This window comes from Actinobacillus indolicus (assembly GCF_004519515.1).
GTDB lineage: Bacteria > Pseudomonadota > Gammaproteobacteria > Enterobacterales > Pasteurellaceae > Glaesserella > Glaesserella indolica_A.
The window spans coordinates 76,774-95,957 of record NZ_CP038145.1 but is presented as its reverse complement, the minus strand read 5'-3'; the positions used below and the strand labels follow the sequence as shown (position 1 = coordinate 95,957).

General features: G+C 39.6%; 13 protein-coding genes, 3 tRNA genes and 1 riboswitch. Of the genes, 11 read left to right on the top strand and 5 right to left on the bottom strand.

Going from position 1 to position 19,184, the window contains the following annotated elements; all coding sequences use genetic code 11:
* Positions 1-35: 35 nt before the first annotated feature.
* Complete coding sequence (lysC, locus tag EXH44_RS00425) at positions 36-1,388, bottom strand: lysine-sensitive aspartokinase 3 (protein ID WP_162855820.1); 1,353 nt, start codon at positions 1,386-1,388, stop codon at positions 36-38.
* Positions 1,389-1,479: 91 nt separating this feature from the next.
* Positions 1,480-1,666, bottom strand: a riboswitch (Lysine riboswitch).
* A gap of 215 nt (positions 1,667-1,881) precedes the next feature.
* Here lysC and mepA point away from each other — a divergent pair.
* The 4 genes from mepA (at position 1,882) to EXH44_RS00405 (ending at position 5,187) form a co-directional block, all read left to right on the top strand.
* Positions 1,882-2,706: a penicillin-insensitive murein endopeptidase gene (gene mepA, locus EXH44_RS00420; protein WP_162855819.1), complete on the top strand. Its 825-nt coding sequence runs from the start codon at positions 1,882-1,884 to the stop codon at positions 2,704-2,706.
* A 7-nt stretch (positions 2,707-2,713) separates the two neighbouring features.
* On the top strand, positions 2,714-4,633 hold the full coding sequence (locus EXH44_RS00415; RefSeq protein WP_162855818.1) for a DNA topoisomerase III: 1,920 nt from the start codon (positions 2,714-2,716) through the stop codon (positions 4,631-4,633).
* 125 nt (positions 4,634-4,758) lie between these two features.
* Positions 4,759-5,088: a preprotein translocase subunit SecG gene (secG, locus tag EXH44_RS00410; RefSeq protein ID WP_162855817.1), complete on the top strand. Its 330-nt coding sequence runs from the start codon at positions 4,759-4,761 to the stop codon at positions 5,086-5,088.
* A gap of 13 nt (positions 5,089-5,101) precedes the next feature.
* Positions 5,102-5,187 (top strand) — tRNA-Leu (locus EXH44_RS00405).
* Between the two features lie 176 nt (positions 5,188-5,363).
* Here the strand turns inward: EXH44_RS00405 and metF are convergent.
* On the bottom strand, positions 5,364-6,245 hold the full coding sequence (gene metF, locus EXH44_RS00400; protein WP_162855816.1) for a methylenetetrahydrofolate reductase: 882 nt from the start codon (positions 6,243-6,245) through the stop codon (positions 5,364-5,366).
* Between the two features lie 297 nt (positions 6,246-6,542).
* Here metF and icd point away from each other — a divergent pair, with 297 nt between their 5' ends.
* The 3 genes from icd to EXH44_RS00385 all read left to right on the top strand — a co-directional run bounded on the left by icd (position 6,543) and on the right by EXH44_RS00385 (position 11,969).
* The gene (icd, locus tag EXH44_RS00395) at positions 6,543-7,793 is read left to right on the top strand and encodes an NADP-dependent isocitrate dehydrogenase (RefSeq protein WP_162855815.1); all 1,251 of its coding nucleotides are present in this window, start codon (positions 6,543-6,545) and stop codon (positions 7,791-7,793) included.
* A gap of 204 nt (positions 7,794-7,997) precedes the next feature.
* Positions 7,998-10,601, top strand: a complete 2,604-nt coding sequence (gene acnB, locus EXH44_RS00390) for a bifunctional aconitate hydratase 2/2-methylisocitrate dehydratase (protein ID WP_162855814.1) — start codon at positions 7,998-8,000, stop codon at positions 10,599-10,601.
* 84 nt (positions 10,602-10,685) lie between these two features.
* Complete coding sequence (locus EXH44_RS00385) at positions 10,686-11,969, top strand: citrate synthase (RefSeq protein WP_162855813.1); 1,284 nt, start codon at positions 10,686-10,688, stop codon at positions 11,967-11,969.
* A 48-nt stretch (positions 11,970-12,017) separates the two neighbouring features.
* On the opposite strand, the gene fdhD is transcribed toward EXH44_RS00385, so the two are convergent.
* On the bottom strand, positions 12,018-12,791 hold the full coding sequence (gene fdhD / locus EXH44_RS00380) for a formate dehydrogenase accessory sulfurtransferase FdhD (protein WP_244238748.1): 774 nt from the start codon (positions 12,789-12,791) through the stop codon (positions 12,018-12,020).
* A 259-nt stretch (positions 12,792-13,050) separates the two neighbouring features.
* Between fdhD and fdnG the strand changes: the two genes are divergently transcribed.
* From fdnG to EXH44_RS00365, 3 genes are read left to right on the top strand one after another with little or no spacing between them, the layout of a single operon-like run.
* Complete coding sequence (fdnG, locus tag EXH44_RS00375; RefSeq protein ID WP_162855811.1) at positions 13,051-16,116, top strand: formate dehydrogenase-N subunit alpha; 3,066 nt, start codon at positions 13,051-13,053, stop codon at positions 16,114-16,116.
* Position 16,117: 1 nt separating this feature from the next.
* On the top strand, positions 16,118-17,026 hold the full coding sequence (fdxH, locus tag EXH44_RS00370; RefSeq protein ID WP_162855810.1) for a formate dehydrogenase subunit beta: 909 nt from the start codon (positions 16,118-16,120) through the stop codon (positions 17,024-17,026).
* Positions 17,019-17,693 carry a formate dehydrogenase subunit gamma gene (locus EXH44_RS00365; protein WP_162855809.1) on the top strand — a complete coding sequence of 225 codons (675 nt, stop codon included), beginning with the start codon at positions 17,019-17,021 and terminating at the stop codon, positions 17,691-17,693. Before fdxH ends, EXH44_RS00365 begins: the two co-directional genes overlap by 8 nt.
* A gap of 302 nt (positions 17,694-17,995) precedes the next feature.
* On the opposite strand, the gene EXH44_RS00360 is transcribed toward EXH44_RS00365, so the two are convergent.
* Together EXH44_RS00360 and EXH44_RS00355 are read right to left on the bottom strand one after the other, a co-directional pair.
* Positions 17,996-18,069 (bottom strand) — tRNA-Cys (locus tag EXH44_RS00360).
* Positions 18,070-18,083: 14 nt separating this feature from the next.
* Positions 18,084-18,159, bottom strand: a tRNA-Gly gene (locus EXH44_RS00355).
* 206 nt (positions 18,160-18,365) lie between these two features.
* Here EXH44_RS00355 and efeO point away from each other — a divergent pair.
* On the top strand, positions 18,366-19,178 hold the full coding sequence (efeO, locus tag EXH44_RS00350; protein ID WP_162855808.1) for an iron uptake system protein EfeO: 813 nt from the start codon (positions 18,366-18,368) through the stop codon (positions 19,176-19,178).
* Positions 19,179-19,184 lie beyond the last annotated feature (6 nt).

The window sequence follows — 19,184 nt, the reverse complement described above, 5'->3', positions numbered from 1 at the left end:
AGCGTATAAGCTGCTTTTACTTTGTTTATTATACATTATTCAAATAATGCTAAGTGTAGAGCTCGAATCACATCATCCGCTTCACTATTTTGAACAAGGGTACATACATTATTTTTACTTGCACCGTAGCTAATTAAGCGTACATTGTAAGGCGCAAAAGTAGTAAATAATTGTTTCGCAATACCCGCTTGTGAATCTAAGTTATTACCAATAATAGCGACTAAAGCCAAGTCTGTTTCTACTTTTACATTGCAATATTGGCGTAATTCATCTAATAATGCCTCTGATAGCATATCTGCACCAGAAGAGGCCGAGCCTGTTTTATCTAAGGTGATTGCCACACTGACTTCTGACGTCGTAATTACATCTACAGAAATTTTGTGTTTTGCTAAAATGCCAAATACATTTGCGAGGAAACCTTGCGCATGTAGCATACTGAGGCTTGAAAGGGTGAGTAAAATTTGATTACGGCGTAATGCTAACGCTCTGAATGTTGGGCGAGGTTGAGGATCACGAGTTACCCATGTACCACCTTGTTCAGGCGCTTTACTTGAGCCCACATAAACAGGGATATTACTACGTACGGCTGGAAGTAATGTCGCAGGGTGCAATACTTTTGCTCCGAATGTTGCCATTTCTGCTGCTTCATTAAAACTCATGGTGTCAATGCGTTGTGCAGCTGGAACGACTCGAGGGTCGGTGGTGTAAATGCCTGGTACGTCTGTCCAAATTAATACATCATTTGCATTTAAGACTTCCGCTAATAATGCTGCCGAGTAATCACTACCTCCACGACCTAAGGTTGTTGTTTTACCTTCATCGTCACGTCCAATAAAGCCTTGAGTAATCACGACTTTTCCGTCATCAATTAATGGTTTAATCACAGCATCTGATTGTGCTTGGGTTTTTTCATCATTGGGAGCTGCTTTACCATAGTGGTTATTTGTTGCCACCACATCTCGTACATCTACCCATACCGCAGGAAAATCACGCTCTTTTAATAATTGAGTAAAGATTTTTGTCGACATCATTTCGCCATGGCAAATCAATTCATCTGTAAGTGCAGCTGAGGTTGCTAAACTTGCGGATTCAGCTAAGGCAGTAATGTGTGCGAGAAGTGCATCAATTTCGTTAGAAACTGCTTCAGGATGTTGTAATTTATCAATGATATTGTATTGAATAGTACGTACTGCAGAAAGAATTTCTTCACGGCGTGCGGTTTCACAGCCATTCGCTAATTCGACTAAAAAATTGGTTACCCCAGCAGATGCTGATAAAACCACAACACGTGTATTTGGATCTGCGGTCACAATGTTAGCGCAAGCAGTCATTGCATCAAAATTTGCAACACTTGTTCCACCAAATTTAGCAACAGAAAGATGAGACATATTAAAATTTCCTATGTATTAAATATATGGTTACTATAGGGTGGAATAAGAGATAGGAAATTATTTGAGATACTTTTGGTTTGTTAAAAACAAATTTAAGAGCACTCCATTTAAAACTAACCGAGTTTTAAACGACAGCTGATGGGATTCAACCTACACAGCCGATGATCATTCCAGTCTAGTGAATTCACACCTCGGCAATCACTCCCGTCACTTATTCTTCAAACGGTCTAGTTCCCTAAAATAAGCTATCTGAGTGTTGCGCCTCTCCCGCTATAATGTTCATTATAACTTTCTTTCGTAAAGCAACGAAAAACGTGTATAGAAATAACTTTTTCTTATGATGATGTCAAATAGAATTTATGAGATAGGGAGAATTTATTATTAAATGAGTAAACTCTGTACAAGTCGGTATATCAGATGCTTTTTGCTTTTCACAAGCGGTTAAATTAGAATAGAAATTTGCAAATTGCTTTAGTTTTAGGAAAGTTATATGAAATTCATCAAAGTTGCACTTCTATCAAGTTTAGCTGTTTTTTCTGCGAATATATATTCAACCCAATGGGAACAAATTCGCACGCCTGTTGTAGGTCAAGCACAACCTATCGGTGGATATAGCAACGGCTGTATTATCGGCGCTCAACCGCTCGCATTAAAAGGCGAAGGCTACCAAGTGATTCGTTCTGTTAAAAACCGTTATTACGGACACCCACAATTATTAAGCTACCTACAAACCTTAGCAAAAAATGCCAAAGCGTCAGGTATTCCACCGATTTTAATTGGGGATATGGGGATGCCAGCTGGGGGGCGTTTTTCATCTGGACACGCCAGCCATCAAACGGGGTTAGATGCAGATATTTGGCTACGTTTTGGTCCGATGGACGATGAAACCGCTCGCAATCCAGCAGGTTTAGCGACCATTATGGTTGACCGTAATACTAACGTAGTAGATGAACGTTTATGGACAGCAAACCATACGAAGCTACTTAAACTTGCAGCTTCAGATCCAAGAGTCGATCGTATCTTTGTTAACCCAGCGATTAAAGTAAAACTCTGTAATACCGCTGGCACTGATCGCAACTGGCTACGCAAAATTCGCCCGTGGTATGCCCACGACTCGCATTTCCACGTTCGTTTAACTTGCCCTGCAGATGCAGCGAACTGTGAAAATCAAGCCCCAGTGCCTGCTGGCGATGGCTGTGGTGAAGAACTTTATTCTTGGTTTGAGCCTGCACCGCCGTCAGCAACGCCAAAAGCAAAAACCATTCCACAACCGCCACAGCTTTGCCAAATGATCTTATCATCACAAGGTCTATAAGCAACTTATGCGTTTATTCATTGCAGAAAAGCCAAGTTTAGGGCGTGCGATTGCTGATGTATTGCCGAAACCCCATACCCGTGGGGACGGCTTTATTCAATGTGGCGACGACAACGTGGTTACTTGGTGTATCGGTCACTTGTTAGAACAAGCCGAACCTGATGCTTATGATGAACGTTTCAAAATATGGCGAATGGAACATTTGCCGATTATCCCTGAACAGTGGAAACTGATCCCCAAAAAAGAGACGCTCAAGCAGTTTAAAGTGGTAGAGCGTTTGATTAAGCAAGCGGATATTTTAGTCAATGCAGGCGACCCTGATCGTGAAGGGCAACTGTTGGTGGACGAAGTTTTTGGCTACTTAAATTTATCCCCTGAACGTAAATCCCAAATTCAACGGTGTTTGATTAGCGATCTCAACCCTAATGCCGTCAAAAAAGCGATTGAAAAATTGCAATTTAATCGAGATTTCGTACCGCTTGCTACATCGGCTTTAGCTCGAGCAAGGGCAGACTGGCTATATGGGATCAATATGACCAGAGCCTATACGTTACAAGGACGTTGGGCTGGTTATAAAGGCGTGCTTTCTGTTGGGCGAGTTCAAACGCCCGTGTTGGGCTTGATTGTTCGACGGGATCTTGAGATCGAAAATTTTATCCCAAAAGATTATTTTGAAGTGTTGGCAAATGTAGTTGTTCCTGAAACCCAAGAACGTTTTCAAGCACAATGGCAACCAAGTAAAGCCTGCGAAGATTATCAAGATGAAGATGGACGGGTGCTTTCTCGCCCACTTGCTGAGAATGTGGTAAAACGTATCACGGATCAAGCCGCTTGCGTTACCGAATATCAAGATAAAATGGAAAGTGAAGCAGCACCACTCCCTTATTCGCTCTCAGCCTTACAAATTGATGCGGCTCGCCGTTTTGGTTTATCTGCACAAGATGTGCTCGATATTTGCCAACGGTTGTATGAAACTCATAAATTGATTACTTATCCCCGTTCTGATAACCGTTATTTGCCAAATGAACATTTTGCCGATCGCCTAAAAGTGATGGCGGCGATTGCACATCATCTGCCTGAGTATGCTCAAAAGCCTGATGCCGTTGATCCGAATAAGAAAAACCGTTGTTGGAATGACAGCAAAGTAGAAGCCCACCACGCCATTATCCCAACGGCACGTCAAGGGCAAGTTCACTTAACCCAAAATGAACAGCGGATTTATCAGCTTATTGCTCGACAATATTTAATACAGTTTTGCCCTGATGCAGAATATCGTAAAGGTAAAATTGTGTTAAATATCGCAGGGGGAACTTTTGTCGCACAAGCCAGAAATCTTGTTGTTGCAGGTTGGAAGTCCTTGTTAGGTAAAGAAGATAATGATGAAATCGTTGAACCTTTGCTTCCTGTGGTGAAAAAAGATCAGCAATTATGGTGTGAAAGCGGTGAGATCGTCAGCAAAAAAACACAGCCCCCACGCTATTTTACTGATGCGACCTTGTTATCAGCGATGACGGGCATTGCTCGCTTTGTACAGGATAAACAGCTCAAAAAAGTGTTGAGAGAAACCGACGGATTGGGGACAGAAGCAACTCGAGCTGGTATTATTGAATTATTATTCAAACGTGGCTTTTTAATCAAAAAAGGCAGAAACATTCATAGTACAGAAGCAGGGCGAACCCTTATCAGTGCTTTGCCAGACGTAGCAACACAGCCTGATATGACCGCCCACTGGGAAATGCAACTAACAGACATCAGCAAAAAACAAGCCAGTTATCAACAATTTATGGCAGATTTAAACCAACGGTTACCGAGTTTATTACGTTCGCCAAATCAGCAGATTTTGCAAAATTTAGCGAAGATCACACCGCTTGTAATGAGTTCTAAACCTCGCAATATCCGTAAATCTTCGCAAAATGTTGAAAAATAAATCGAATACACAGAAATTGATAAAATCCACTTGCAAGGAAAAGTAAAGATAGCTATTATTCACGCCATCGAAAGTCAATTCCGCAACCTGCGGAATTTTATTTTGAACAGATTAAAGAGAAAACGATGTTAATTAATGTACTAACTATTGTCTATCTTGTTGTTGCAATCTTACTTGTTGGTTTTATTTTAATGCAACATGGTAAAGGTGCAGATGCTGGTGCTTCATTCGGTGCTGGTGCAGCTGGAACAGTATTTGGTTCAGCCGGTTCTGCAAACTTCTTATCAAGAACAACAGCAGTTTTAGCTATTATCTTTTTTAGCGTAAGCTTAGTAATTGGTAACTTAAATTCTCACAATGTTGCGCCAAAAAGCCAATTTGAAGATTTAAGTAATGTAGAGCAAAAACAAGAAGTTGCTCCAGCTAAAACAGAAAATAGCGATATCCCGCAATAAAAATAGAATTTACGCTCTGGTGGTGGAATTGGTAGACACGCTATCTTGAGGGGGTAGTGTCCAGAGGATGTGCGAGTTCGAGTCTCGCCCAGAGCACCATTAACTAAAAGCCTAGTTTAACAACTAGGCTTTTTTGTTTTTAGAAAATTATTAATTACACTAATAAAAAAATTGCTAACATTTAAAGAAAATAAACATTAGCAACTATTTTATCTACTATGTCTTAAATGTATCTGTTTCGTATACTAAATACCTACATTGTTTTGTTGTATAAATTATTCAGGTCTTACGCCTAATGTATGGCAAATCGCATAACTTAATTCGGAGCGATTTAACGTATAGAGGTGAAAATCTTTAACTCCTTCTTTTGAAAGAATTTTTACCATGTCCATGGCAATACTTGCACCGACAAGATTACGTGTAGTTTGATCATCATCTAATCCTTGATACATTTTACTCATCCAGCTTGGGATTTTAACATTAGTAATTTTTGCCATTTTTTCTAATTGTTTGAAATTCGACACAGGGAGAATTCCCGGAACTATTTCAACATCAATACCTACTGTGGCACAACGATCTCGGAAGCGTAGGTAACTATCAATATCAAAAAAGAATTGTGTAATAGCGCGACTTGCGCCTGCATCAATTTTTTGTTTTAAATAAAGCAAGTCAGATTGTGCGGATTTTGCTTCTGGGTGAACTTCAGGATAGGCAGCCACAGAAATCTCAAAGTCTGCAACATCTTTTAATAATGCGACTAAATCAGAAGCATAAAAAGGTTTTTTGGTATAACCTGGTGGCTCATCTCCGCGTAATGCGACAATATGGCGAATACCGCTGTCCCAATAATCTTTAGCAATCGTTCTCAATTCATCGGGTGTGGCATCAATCCCTGTTAAATGCGGTGCAGCAATAATGCCTGTTTCTTGTTGAATCGTTTTGACAATAGAGTGTGTACGATCACGTTCACCTGAGTTTGCTCCATAAGTGACAGAAACAAATTTAGGCTTTAATACTTTAAGTCTATGAATAGAGTCCCAAAGCATCGTTTCCATTTTTTCATTTTTAGGTGGAAAAAACTCAAAAGATACATTGATTTTGCCGTTTAGATCAGCAACGCTTTGATTTAGAAGGTCAATTTCTCTTGCATAACTCATATCATACTCCTGATGAGAGTTTTGGGTTTGTATAATGTTTAATTTGCATACTGCACGCCTTTTTATTATCTCTTCTAGACGTTTAGATGGCTAAATTCTAAAGGTCATATCTTATTATGTCAATTCTATTATTTTCATTTAACGATGAAGTAAATTCATAGCATGAAGGATTAGATGCATATCTCATCAAAATGTAAATTTTTTGTAAAATTAGTGGCAAAGTATTATGATCACATTGTTCATTAAAGAGACAAAAATTGCTCTTTAATTATTAATTTTGTTATTGGGAGGAGATGTATGTCACATCAAGTAAAAAATATAGCCGCAGGAAATCCAATTACATTAAATAGCGATGGATCATTAAATGTGTCAAATCATCCGATTATTCCGTTTATTGAAGGAGATGGAATAGGTGTTGATGTTACGCCTGCGATGCAAGCGGTGATTGATGCAGCGGTTCAAAAGGCTTATGGTGGGGAGAGAAAAATCGAGTGGTTAGAAATATATGCGGGAGAAAAAGCGAATAAACATTATGGTAAAGATATTTGGCTTCCCGATGAGACTATTGAATTAATTAGAAAATATCACGTTGCGATTAAAGGTCCATTGATGACCCCTGTGGGTGGAGGGATTCGTTCGCTTAACGTAGCGATGCGCCAAGGGTTAGATCTTTATAATTGCTTACGTCCAATTCGTTACTACGAAGGGACGCCAAGCCCAGTTAAACACCCAGAACTTGTGGATATGGTTATTTTCCGTGAAAACTCAGAAGATATTTATGCAGGGGTAGAGTGGGTAGCAGGTTCTCCTGAAGCAGATAAAGTGATCGCTTTTTTACAAAATGAAATGGGTGTTAAAAAAATTCGTTTTACCCAAGATTGTGGTATTGGAATTAAACCGGTTTCGAAAGAAGGTACACAACGTTTAGTTCGTGCTGCACTACAGTATGTGATTGATAATGATCGTCACTCTTTAACCCTAGTTCACAAAGGCAACATTATGAAATTTACAGAAGGTGCTTTTAAAGAGTGGGGTTACCAAGTAGCAAAAGAGTTTGGTGCTGAGCCGATCGATAATGGTCCTTGGCATAAATTAACCAATCCAAAAACAGGCCGTGAAATTATCATTAAAGATAGTATTGCAGATGCGTTTTTACAGGAAATTTTATTACATCCAACAGATTATGATGTGATTGCAACTTTAAACTTAAATGGCGATTACATTTCAGATGCGTTAGCCGCACAAGTGGGAGGGATTGGTATTTCGCCTGGGGCAAATATTGGTTTTGAAGCGGCGATTTTTGAAGCTACGCATGGAACAGCCCCAAAAATTGCAGGGCAAAATAAAGCAAATCCTGGTTCAATTATTTTGAGTGGTGAAATGATGTTACGTCATTTAGGCTGGGTTGAAGCTGCAGATTTAGTTGTTAATGCTGTGTCTAAAACTATTGCGAATAAAACAGTGACCTTTGATTTTGCAGAAACATTAGAGGGGGCGACATTGCGTTCAACCTCAGAATTTGCGAATGATATTATTGCAAATATGTAAAGTATTGTTCTAATCCAACCGCTTGTATTTATATTTGCCGTTTATTTTTTGTGATAAACGGCTTCCATTGAGATATTTATGCAGTAAATTGTGATTTTGTTAACAAAATGTGAATTTTGTTAAAAATTATATTGTTGTTTTTATTCTCTCTGTTATGATTATCTCATCTCTTATGTACCTATTTTTTGAAGTGGAGATCTTTTTATGTCTTTTCTGACCCAATATCAAGCTCATGTTGCTGAGCGTGCTTTACAAGGTATTGTCCCTTTACCTCTAAATGCTGAGCAAACTGCACAGTTAATTGAATTACTAAAATCCCCTCCTGAATCAGATGCACAATTTTTATTAGAACTGTTTGAAAATCGTATTCCTGCGGGGGTAGATGAAGCTGCTTATGTTAAAGCTAGTTTTTTAGCGGCAGTAGCAAAAGGTGATGTGATTTCACCATTGATTACCCCTCAAAAAGCAGTAAAACTGCTTGGTACTATGCAAGGTGGTTATAATATTGAACCTTTGCTTCATGCCCTTGATGATCCAAACCTTGCGCCTTTAGCTGTTGATGCACTTTCCTATACTTTATTGATGTTCGATAACTTCCACGATGTTGCTGAAAAGGCAAAAAATGGCAATACCTTTGCACAACAGATTTTGACTTCTTGGGCTAATGCAGATTGGTTCTTATCTCGTCCAAAACTCGCAGAAAAATTAACGTTAACCGTTTTCAAAGTCACGGGTGAAACTAATACAGACGATCTTTCCCCAGCACAAGATGCTTGGTCTCGCCCTGATATTCCATTGCACGCATTAGCCATGTTAAAAAATGAACGTGATGGCATTATTCCTGATGAAGCAGGCGTAATTGGTCCAATGAAACAGATTGAAAGTCTGAAAGAAAAAGGTTTTCCACTCGTTTATGTTGGGGATGTTGTGGGTACAGGTTCTTCCCGTAAATCTGCAACAAACTCAGTATTGTGGTTAATGGGAGATGATATTCCTTATATCCCAAATAAACGTGGTGGTGGCGTAGTATTAGGTGGAAAAATTGCACCTATTTTCTTCAATACTATGGAAGATGCAGGTTCATTACCAATTGAAGTGGATGTGAGCAAGCTGAATATGGGGGATGTTATCGATCTTTACCCATATGCAGGAAAAATTTGTAAACATAATAGTGATGAAGTCTTAGCCGAATTCAGTTTAAAAACTGATGTACTTTTAGATGAAGTCCGTGCAGGTGGCCGTATTCCACTAATTATTGGACGTGGCTTAACACATAAAGCCCGTGTGGAATTAGGTTTACCTGAAAGTGATGTCTTTGTTAAACCACAAACGGCTTCGGCGAATAACAAAGGCTATACCCTTGCACAAAAAATGGTGGGTCGAGCTTGTGGTGTTGAAGGGATCAGAGCTGGACAATATTGTGAACCAAGAATGACAAGTGTCGGTTCTCAAGATACAACGGGCCCAATGACGCGTGATGAATTAAAAGATCTTGCCTGTTTAGGCTTCTCAGCAGATTTAGTCATGCAATCTTTCTGTCATACAGCAGCGTACCCTAAGCCTGTCGATGTTGTGACTCATCACACTTTACCAGATTTCATCATGAATCGTGGCGGTGTTTCGTTACGTCCGGGCGATGGCGTTATTCATTCATGGCTAAACCGTATGTTATTGCCTGATACCGTTGGAACAGGTGGCGACTCGCATACTCGTTTCCCTATTGGTATTTCATTCCCTGCTGGTTCTGGATTAGTTGCCTTTGCGGCTGCGACAGGTGTGATGCCATTAGATATGCCTGAATCGGTTTTAGTCCGTTTTAAAGGTGAACTTCAACCCGGTATTACACTTCGAGATCTTGTACATGCCATTCCATATTATGCGATTCAACAAGGTTTATTAACCGTAGAAAAAGCAGGTAAGAAAAATATTTTCTCTGGTCGTATTTTAGAAATTGAAGGCTTAGAGCATCTCAAAGTAGAACAAGCCTTTGAACTTTCTGATGCCTCTGCAGAGCGTTCAGCGGCTGCATGTACGATTAAATTAGATAAAGAGCCTATCATTGAGTATCTCAATTCGAATATTGTGTTATTGAAATGGATGATTGCAGAAGGCTATGGCGACAGACGTACTTTAGAAAGACGTGTCAAAGCGATGGAAGCTTGGATTGCTGATCCACAATTGATGGAAGCGGATGCAGATGCTGAATATGCGGCGATCATTGAGATTGATTTAAACGAAATTAAAGAGCCGATCCTTTGTGCACCAAACGATCCTGATGATGCGAGAAAATTATCAGAGGTACAGGGCGATAAAGTAGATGAGGTCTTTATTGGTTCTTGTATGACAAATATCGGTCACTTCCGAGCAGCGGGTAAATTGTTAAATCAGCATCAAGGCATGATTCCAACTCGTTTATGGATTGCACCACCAACAAGAATGGATGCAGCACTATTAACAGAAGAAGGTTATTACAGTATTTACGGTAAGAGCGGAGCACGAATTGAAATTCCAGGTTGCTCTCTCTGTATGGGTAACCAAGCACGTGTTGCCGATGGTTCAACCGTAATTTCAACGTCAACTCGTAACTTCCCTAATCGTATGGGTAAAGGTTCCTTTGTTTATCTTGCTTCTGCGGAGCTTTCTGCAGTATGTGCCTTGCTAGGTCGAATTCCGACAGTAGAAGAGTACTTACAATATGTGCAAAGCCTAGAGGGTGATAAAGCGGATACCTATCGCTATATGAATTTTGACCAAATTAATAGCTATACCAAAAAAGCCGATGGACTTATTTTCCAGTCAGCTGTGTAGCAATGTAATCTATGTCTTATTTACTCTCTCCTCAATTTATAGGGGAGAGTAGAATAAAAGAATGAAAAATAACAGGAGAATAATATGCCAAAACTACATCCAACGTTGACTGCGGAACTTCATTTAAACGATGGTCGTAAAATTCCTTTGCCTGTGTATCAAAGTAATTTAGGCTTTGATGCGATCGGGGTAGAAGCGCTACAAAAGCATCATCTTTTTACTTATGACCAAGGTTTAACATCTACAGCACTTTGTGAATCAAGTATTACTTATATTGATGGTGAGCAAGGGATCTTATTACATCGTGGTTATCCGATTGATGAATTGGCGAGAAAGAAAACTTATCTTGATGTAGCATATTTATTGCTTAAAGGTGAATTACCTAACCCAGAAGAACGAGCTGCATTTAAGAAAGAAATTACTTCTTACTATATGGTAAATGAACAATTTACCCGTTTATTCCAAGGTTTTCGCCGAGATTCTCATCCAATGGCAATCATGGCCGCAGCAAGTAGTGCCTTAGCTGCATTCTATAATGACCTTGATTGTGATAATGAAGAGCATCGTAATAGAACTGCATTACGTTTATTAGCAAAAATGCCAACACTTGCAGCGATGTGCTACAAATATAATATCGGTCGTCCGTTTATGTATCCGCAAAATAATCTGACTTATGCAGGTAACTTTTTACATATGATGTTTGCAACACCTTGTGAGCCTTATGTGGTTAATCCTGTATTAGAAAGAGCAATGGATCGAATCTTCACATTGCATGCCGACCATGAACAAAATGCGTCAACCTCTGCGGTTCGTGGCGTTGCATCTTCTGGGCCAAATCCATTTGCGTGTATTGCGGCGGGTATTGCATCTCTTTGGGGACCTGCACATGGTGGAGCGAACGAAGCTTGTATTAAAATGTTGGAAGAAATCGGTACTGTAGATCGTATTCCAGAGTTTATTGCTCGTGCAAAAGACAAAAATGACCCATTCCGTTTAATGGGCTTTGGTCACCGAGTCTATAAAAACTACGATCCTCGTGCGAAAGTGATGCGTGAGACATGTCATGAAGTATTAAAAGAACTTGGCGTGAATACTCCACTACTTGAAGTAGCTATGGAATTGGAGAGAATTGCACTTAGCGATCCATACTTCATTGAGCGAAAATTATATCCAAATGTTGATTTCTATTCTGGTATTATTTTACAAGCAATTGGTATTCCAACATCTATGTTTACGGTGATCTTTGCATTAGCTCGTACGGTTGGTTGGATTGCAAACTGGAAAGAAATGTATGAGGATAGCCTGAAAATTGTCCGTCCAAGACAAATTTATACAGGACATACAGAGCGTCATATTGAAGACAAATAATTCATAGATAATAAGAGGGGATAAGATGATATTTTATCCCCTTTATTATTAAGAGATTTGTAGCCTGTGCGAGCCAGAATAAATAGTTGTTTTTCCTTTACGTGTAAAAGCAAGTAATGTGAAATGATTTTCTCTTGCTATGGATACGGCCATTTCTGTGGTAGCAGAAATAGCACATAGCATTTCTATACCGCAAGCTAAACATTTTTGAACCATTTCATAACTTGCACGGCTTGTTACAAAGATAAATCCTAAAGGTTGGTTGTTGATTGCATACCAACCTAATAATTTATCAAGTGCAACATGCCTACCGACATCTTCACGAATGGCTAAAAGCTTTCCTTCGGGTGTAAAAAAAGCTGCAGCATGACTTGCTCCTGTTAGCTTTGAAAGAGATTGAGCTTGCTCAAGTTGTAGTAATGCATTTTCTAATATTTGAGGATGAATATGATGCAAGCGGTGAGATTCAGGAAAATTTTTACAACTTTGTTGGACTTGCTCTAGCTGTTCTACACCGCAAATACCACAGCCTGTTCTTCCAACAAGGGAACGACGTTTCTCTTTTAATTCATTAAATCTTCGAGTTGAAATCTCCAATTGAACCTCAATCCCATAACAACCTTCCACAATATCAATACCATAAACTTCTTGTTTATGTTGAATAATATTTTCAGTAAGCGAGAAGCCAATGGCAAAATCTTCTAAATCTTCCGGTGTACACATCATTACGGCATGAGAAATTCCATTGTAAATTAGTGCTACAGGAACTTCTTTGATGAGATTATCCTCTCTATTTTCAATGTATAAAGAACCATTCTCAATAACTAGGCGATTTACATTAAATTTTGTGATCTGCTTCACGATATTCCTCAAAAAATTAGCGTTATTAAGTAGTTTATTTTGTTAAAAAATTGTATCATTTACGGAATTTTGGCTTATATCAAATAAGATAGTATTAATTTGCTCAAATTGTGTAATTCATGCGCATTTAGTGAAATAATACCATTAAATATTTTATTGGATAGGCAAAAATTTTATCTTTTGTTAATAAACACCACAAATGTGGTTTTAGGAGTGATTTATGCAGGTCAGTAGAAGAAAGTTCTTCAAGATCTGTGCAGGTGGTATGGCAGGAACTTCTGCTGCTGTGTTGGGATTTGCGCCAGCAACAGCATTAGCGGCTCCTCGCGAATACAAACTGTTACGTGCAAAAGAAACACGTAATACCTGTACTTACTGCGCTGTAGGCTGTGGTATGTTGCTATATAGCCTTGGTGACGGTGCAATGAATAGTAAAGGGAAACTTATTCACATCGAAGGTGACCCTGACCATCCAGTTAGTCGTGGGGCGTTGTGTCCAAAAGGTGCGGGTGCGTTAGACTATGTTAATAGTGATCGTCGTGTTCGTTACCCAGAGGTTCGTGAGCCAGGCTCAAAAGAGTGGAAACGTATTTCATGGCACGAAGCGATTGAACGTATTGCACGCCACATGAAAGATGACCGTGATGCAAACTTCGTTGAGAAAAATGAAGCGGGTGAAACCGTTAACCGTTGGATGACAGCAGGTTTCTTAGCTGGTTCTGCATGTAGTAATGAAACGGGTATTCTGACTCAGAAATTTGTACGTTCTCTCGGTATTGTTTTTACAGATAACCAAGCGAGTATCTGACACGGACCAACGGTAGCAAGTCTTGCTCCATCATTTGGTCGCGGTGCGATGACCAACCACTGGGTTGATATTAAAAACTCCGATCTTGTTATTGTCATGGGCGGTAACGCTGCAGAGGCACACCCTGTAGGTTTCCGTTGGGCGATTGAAGCGAAAAAACAAAATGGCGCGAAGTTAATGGTGGTTGACCCACGCTTTAACCGTTCTGCAGCTGTTGCTGACATTTATATGCCAATTCGTGCTGGTACGGATATTGCTTTCCTATCAGGCGTTATTCGCTATTTGCTCAAAAATGACAAAATTCAACACGAATACGTTAAACATTACACGAACTCGACATTCTTAGTGAATGAAAACTTCAAGTTTGAAGATGGTCTTTTCTCTGGCTATAACCCAGAAACACGTACTTATGATCGTTCAACTTGGGGCTATCAATTTGATGAAGAAGGTCAGCCAATCCGTGATATGACTTTACAGCACCCACGTTGTGTTCTCAATATGTTAAGAGATCACGTGGAACGCTATACGCCAGAAATGGTTGAACGTATTACAGGTACCCCACAAAAAGATTTCCAAATTTTCTGTGAAGAGATTGCAAAAACCTCTGCGCCAGATAAAGCGGCAACTTTCTTATATGCATTAGGTTGGACTCAACATACTGTAGGGTCACAAAACATTCGTTCTATGGCAATTATCCAATTACTTTTAGGTAACATTGGTGTTGCAGGTGGCGGCGTGAATGCATTACGTGGACACTCAAACGTTCAAGGTATTACTGACTTAGGTTTATTCCCTAACCGTTTACCAGCTTACTTACCACTTCCAGGTGAAGCAGATACGTCATTAGAAAAATTCTTAGGCCGTATTACACCGAAACAGTTGATGAAAGATCAAGTGAACTATTGGGCTAACACACCTAAATTCATGGTGAGCATGCTTAAATCGTTCTATGGTAATAAAGCGACGAAAGAAAATGAGTTTGGATTCCACTATTTACCAAAAATACCAAAAGGCGGTATGGATCATCTGAAATATATTGAGCAGATGTATCAAGGTAAAGTGAATGGCTATTTCTGCCAAGGTATGAACCCGATTGCTTCTTACCCAGATTCACAAAAAATTATTAAAGCATTAAGTAACTTAAAATATCTCGTTATTTTTGATCCATTAATCACCGATACTTCAGAGTTCTGGAAAAACTACGGTGAATTCAATGATGTGAAAACTGAAGAGATTCAAACAGAAGTCTTCCGTTTACCAACCACTTGTTTCGTTGAAGAAGATGGTTCAATCGCTAACTCAGGTCGTTGGTTACAATGGCACTGGAAAGGTGCGGAGCCACCAGGTGAAGCGAAGACTGACGGTGAAATTCTGTCTGAAATTCGTGCAGAGTTAATCCACCTCTATCATAAAGAAGGCGGAAAAGCACCGATTGAACCATTAGAGGCGATGAGCTGGAATTATGCTAACCCACTTGAGCCTAAAGCGGAAGAAGTGGCGAAAGAAAATAACGGCTATGCGTTAGAAGATTTACTTGATGCAGATGGTAACGTGATTCTCAAAAAAGGTCAGTTACTTTCAAGCTTCGCACAAATGCGTGATGATGGTACAACTTCAGGTGCATGTTGGATCTATACAGGTCAGTGGACTGAAAAAGGTAACCAGATGGCTAACCGTGATAACTCAGACCCATCGAACTTAGGTAATACGCTAGGCTGGGGCTTTGCATGGCCAATGAACCGCCGCATTATCTATAACCGTGCATCAGCAGATTTATCTGGTAAACCATGGAACCCTAAACGTCAATTAGTGAAATGGAATGGTAAAAACTGGAACTATGTGGATGTAGCAGACTTCGGTACTGCACCACCAGATAGCCCGACATTACCATTTATCATGCAACCTGAAGGTGTGAGTGGCTTATTTGTTCGTGAACGTATGACAGACGGTCCGTTCCCAGAGCATTATGAGCCAATGGAAACACCAATTGGTACGAACCCACTACATCCTAACGTGGTTTCAAGCCCAGTTGCACGTATGTTTGATAGTGATAAAGCACAATTAGGTACTTCTGCGGAGTTCCCTTATGTTGCAACAACCTATCGTTTAACAGAACACTTCCACTATTGGACGAAAAACGTATTACTCAACGTTATCGCTCAACCAGAGCAATTCGTTGAAATTGGCGAAGCCCTAGCGAAAGAAAAAGGCATCAACAATGGTGATACAGTGAAAGTAAGTTCTAAACGTGGTCACATTAAAGCCGTTGCGGTTGTAACTAAACGTATTCGTTCACTTGTTTCAGATGGTAAACCAATCCATACGATCGGTGTTCCGATCCACTGGGGATTTGCGGCAACAACTGGTGCGAAGAAAGGTTACTTTGCAAATAACTTAACTGTTCGTGCAGGGGATGCGAATACATTTACACCTGAATCGAAATGTATGTTAGTTAACATTGAGAAAGTGGGGGCATAATATGGGTGCTGTACAATCACAAAACATTATTAAAGCCTCTGCAACATCATTTTTGACACCTGCACCTCATGCACGTGATCATCAAGTTGAAGTGGCAAAACTTATTGACGTAACAACTTGTATCGGCTGTAAAGCATGTCAGGTAGGTTGTTCTGAATGGAATGATATTCGCTCAACGCCAGAAGATTGCGTTGGTGTATATGACAACCCGATTGACTTAAATGCGAAAGCATGGACGGTGATGAAATTCAACGAAGTTGAAGAGAATGACCGCTTAGAATGGTTAATCCGTAAAGACGGTTGTATGCACTGTTCTGAACCGGGCTGTTTAAAAGCATGTCCAGCACCAGGTGCAATCATTCAGTATGCCAACGGTATTGTTGACTTCCAGTCAGACAAATGTATCGGTTGCGGTTACTGTATTGCAGGCTGTCCATTTAATATTCCACGAATGAATCCAGAAGATCATCGTGTGTATAAATGTACGCTTTGTGTGGATCGTGTCACGGTAGGTCAAGAGCCAGCATGTGTGAAAACCTGTCCAACAGGTGCAATCCGCTTTGGTAGCAAAGAAGAGATGAAAGAGTATGCATCTAAACGTATTGATGACTTAAAATCTCGTGGCTACGAAAATGCAGGTTTATATGACCCTGAAGGTGTTGGTGGTACACACGTTATGTATGTATTACACCATGCAGATAAACCAGAACTTTATTCAGGTTTACCTAAAGATCCGAAGATTGATCCAACGATTACCCTTTGGAAAGATGTACTCAAACCAGTTGCAGCGGTTTCAATGGCTGGTTTAGCGATCAGTGCGGCTGCGCATTACATCTCAATGGGACCAAATACAGAAGAGTTTGATGAACACGAACATGATGAAGAACATAAAGGAGGCAAAGATGAGTAAGGTTCAAATTCCTAACGATTATAAAATCGTCCGTCATAAATTGCCTGCTCGTTTAAGTCACTGGACATTAGTGTTCTGTTTCTTCGTAACAGGTTTATCGGGATTAGCATTCTTCTTTCCTGATTTTTCATGGTTAGTGGAAATTTTAGGTACGCCTCAGCTTGCACGAATGATCCACCCATTCACAGGGATTATTATGTTCCTTGCCTTTTTAAATATGGTTCGTATTTATTGGCATCATAATATTCCAGAAAAAAATGACTGGGTATGGTTGAAAAATATTGTTGAAGTATTAAAAGGTAATGAACACGCAGTTTCGGACAATGGTAAATATAACCTTGGACAAAAATTGCTGTTTTGGACATTGATTCTTGCAATGTTCACTTTACTCATCACTGGAATTATTATGTGGCGTCAATACTTCGCCCATAACTTCTCTATTCCTGTAGTGCGTATTGCGATCTTATTCCACTCAGCTTGTGCTTTCTTGCTATTTACAGGCATTATGGTGCATATGTATATGGCATTCTGGGTGAAAGGTTCAATTCGAGGCATGGTAGAGGGTTGGGTGACAGTCCGCTGGGCGAAAAAACATCACCCACGTTGGTATCGTGAAGACGTATTACCTGAACTTGAAAAAGAGTTAGCAGAAAAAACGAAAAGATAGTATTCAAACAACGATGATATTAATGCCGATCAGTTAAGCTGATCGGCATTTTTTATAGCTAATTTGTTTTTATTTCGAAGTGAAGAAAGGTAATTTATGGAAAATTTCAGGTAGATATAGGTGGTATTTTAAGGTAGTTATGATCTTACAAAATGTAGAAATTCTAGAAGCACATGCAGTGAAATCTCATATTCATACATTACAGAATGACCTGAATTAAGCCTTTAAGACTATAAATGGACATTATTTTTTGATTAAAATAGAGTATCTAGAGAATTAAGCGCAGTTATGAAATTAAATAATGGAGGCGCGTCCCGGAGTCGAACCGAGCTACATGGATTTGCAATCCAGTGCATAACCGCTTTGCTAACGCGCCATTGGATAAGAATATGGAGCGGGAAACGAGGCTCGAACTCGCGACCCCGACCTTGGCAAGGTCGTGCTCTACCAACTGAGCTATTCCCGCATTTGAGTTGTCGTTGAAAACGCTGTGCATTTTACGGATTTCTGCATAGCTGTCAAACATTTATTTTAAAAATAAAATTAACTGACGAAAAAAAGGGCATTACGTCGATTTTTTAGTAAATTCGATTGTAAAACGTGAATGAAAGATTTATTCTTATTGATAATAAGTTGTATTTATATTTATTAATAAAACAAAAGGAGCTTTCTATGCGTTTAAAATCTCTCACCCTTGCGATTTCAAGTTTATTTGTTGCCACTTCAGTTTTTGCAACGGATTTATCTAAAGAAACCCAAACTTATAAGGAATTTGTAGTTGGGCAAATCGATCAATTAGTGACAGATACCGAGAAATTTGTAGGGTATTTGAAAGCAGGCGATGTGGAAAAAGCGAAGCAAATCTATCCGCTTGCACGTATGTACTTTGAGCGTTCAGAGCCGATTGCAGAGAGTTTTGGCGATTTAGATCCACGTATTGATGCTCGTCTTGCGGATTTAAGTGAAGAAGGAAAAACCGAGAAAGATTGGTCGGGTTTCCATAAAATTGAGAAAGTGCTTTGGGAGCAAAATACCACAAAAGGCACAGAAGCGACCGCTGATCAGTTGATCAAAGATGTGAAAGAATTGCGTGCGAAAATTCCAACGGCGGAAGTGACCCCTGATTTAATGATTACCGGTGCGGTGGATTTGTTAAATGAAGTATCTACCACAAAAGTAACGGGCGAAGAAGAGATTTTCTCAAAAACTGACCTTTATGATTTCAAAGCCAACATCGAAGGGGCGGAAAAAATTTATGAGATCTTTAAGGCAAAATTAGAGCAAAAAGATGCGAAATTGGCAAAAGAGATTGCTGATCGCTTCCAAGATGTGAATGTGTTATTGGCGAAACATAATAAGTCAAAAGACGGCTATGATTATGTGCCTTACAACACGTTGACAGACAAAGATATTAAAGCACTGGCGGAAGCAGTAAACAAATTAGGCGAGCCTTTAGCTCAAATGGGTATTCTTCTTGGCAAATAGGGATAA

Coding starts and splice junctions, on each gene's coding strand:
- secG (WP_162855817.1), top strand. CDS start 4,759: ATGTTAATTAATGTACTAACTATTGTCTATCTTGTTGTTGCAATCTTA.
- efeO (WP_162855808.1), top strand. CDS start 18,366: ATGCGTTTAAAATCTCTCACCCTTGCGATTTCAAGTTTATTTGTTGCC.
- fdxH (WP_162855810.1), top strand. CDS start 16,118: ATGGGTGCTGTACAATCACAAAACATTATTAAAGCCTCTGCAACATCA.
- lysC (WP_162855820.1), bottom strand. CDS start 1,388: ATGTCTCATCTTTCTGTTGCTAAATTTGGTGGAACAAGTGTTGCAAAT.
- acnB (WP_162855814.1), top strand. CDS start 7,998: ATGTCTTTTCTGACCCAATATCAAGCTCATGTTGCTGAGCGTGCTTTA.
- EXH44_RS00385 (WP_162855813.1), top strand. CDS start 10,686: ATGCCAAAACTACATCCAACGTTGACTGCGGAACTTCATTTAAACGAT.
- EXH44_RS00365 (WP_162855809.1), top strand. CDS start 17,019: ATGAGTAAGGTTCAAATTCCTAACGATTATAAAATCGTCCGTCATAAA.
- EXH44_RS00415 (WP_162855818.1), top strand. CDS start 2,714: ATGCGTTTATTCATTGCAGAAAAGCCAAGTTTAGGGCGTGCGATTGCT.
- mepA (WP_162855819.1), top strand. CDS start 1,882: ATGAAATTCATCAAAGTTGCACTTCTATCAAGTTTAGCTGTTTTTTCT.
- metF (WP_162855816.1), bottom strand. CDS start 6,245: ATGAGTTATGCAAGAGAAATTGACCTTCTAAATCAAAGCGTTGCTGAT.
- icd (WP_162855815.1), top strand. CDS start 6,543: ATGTCACATCAAGTAAAAAATATAGCCGCAGGAAATCCAATTACATTA.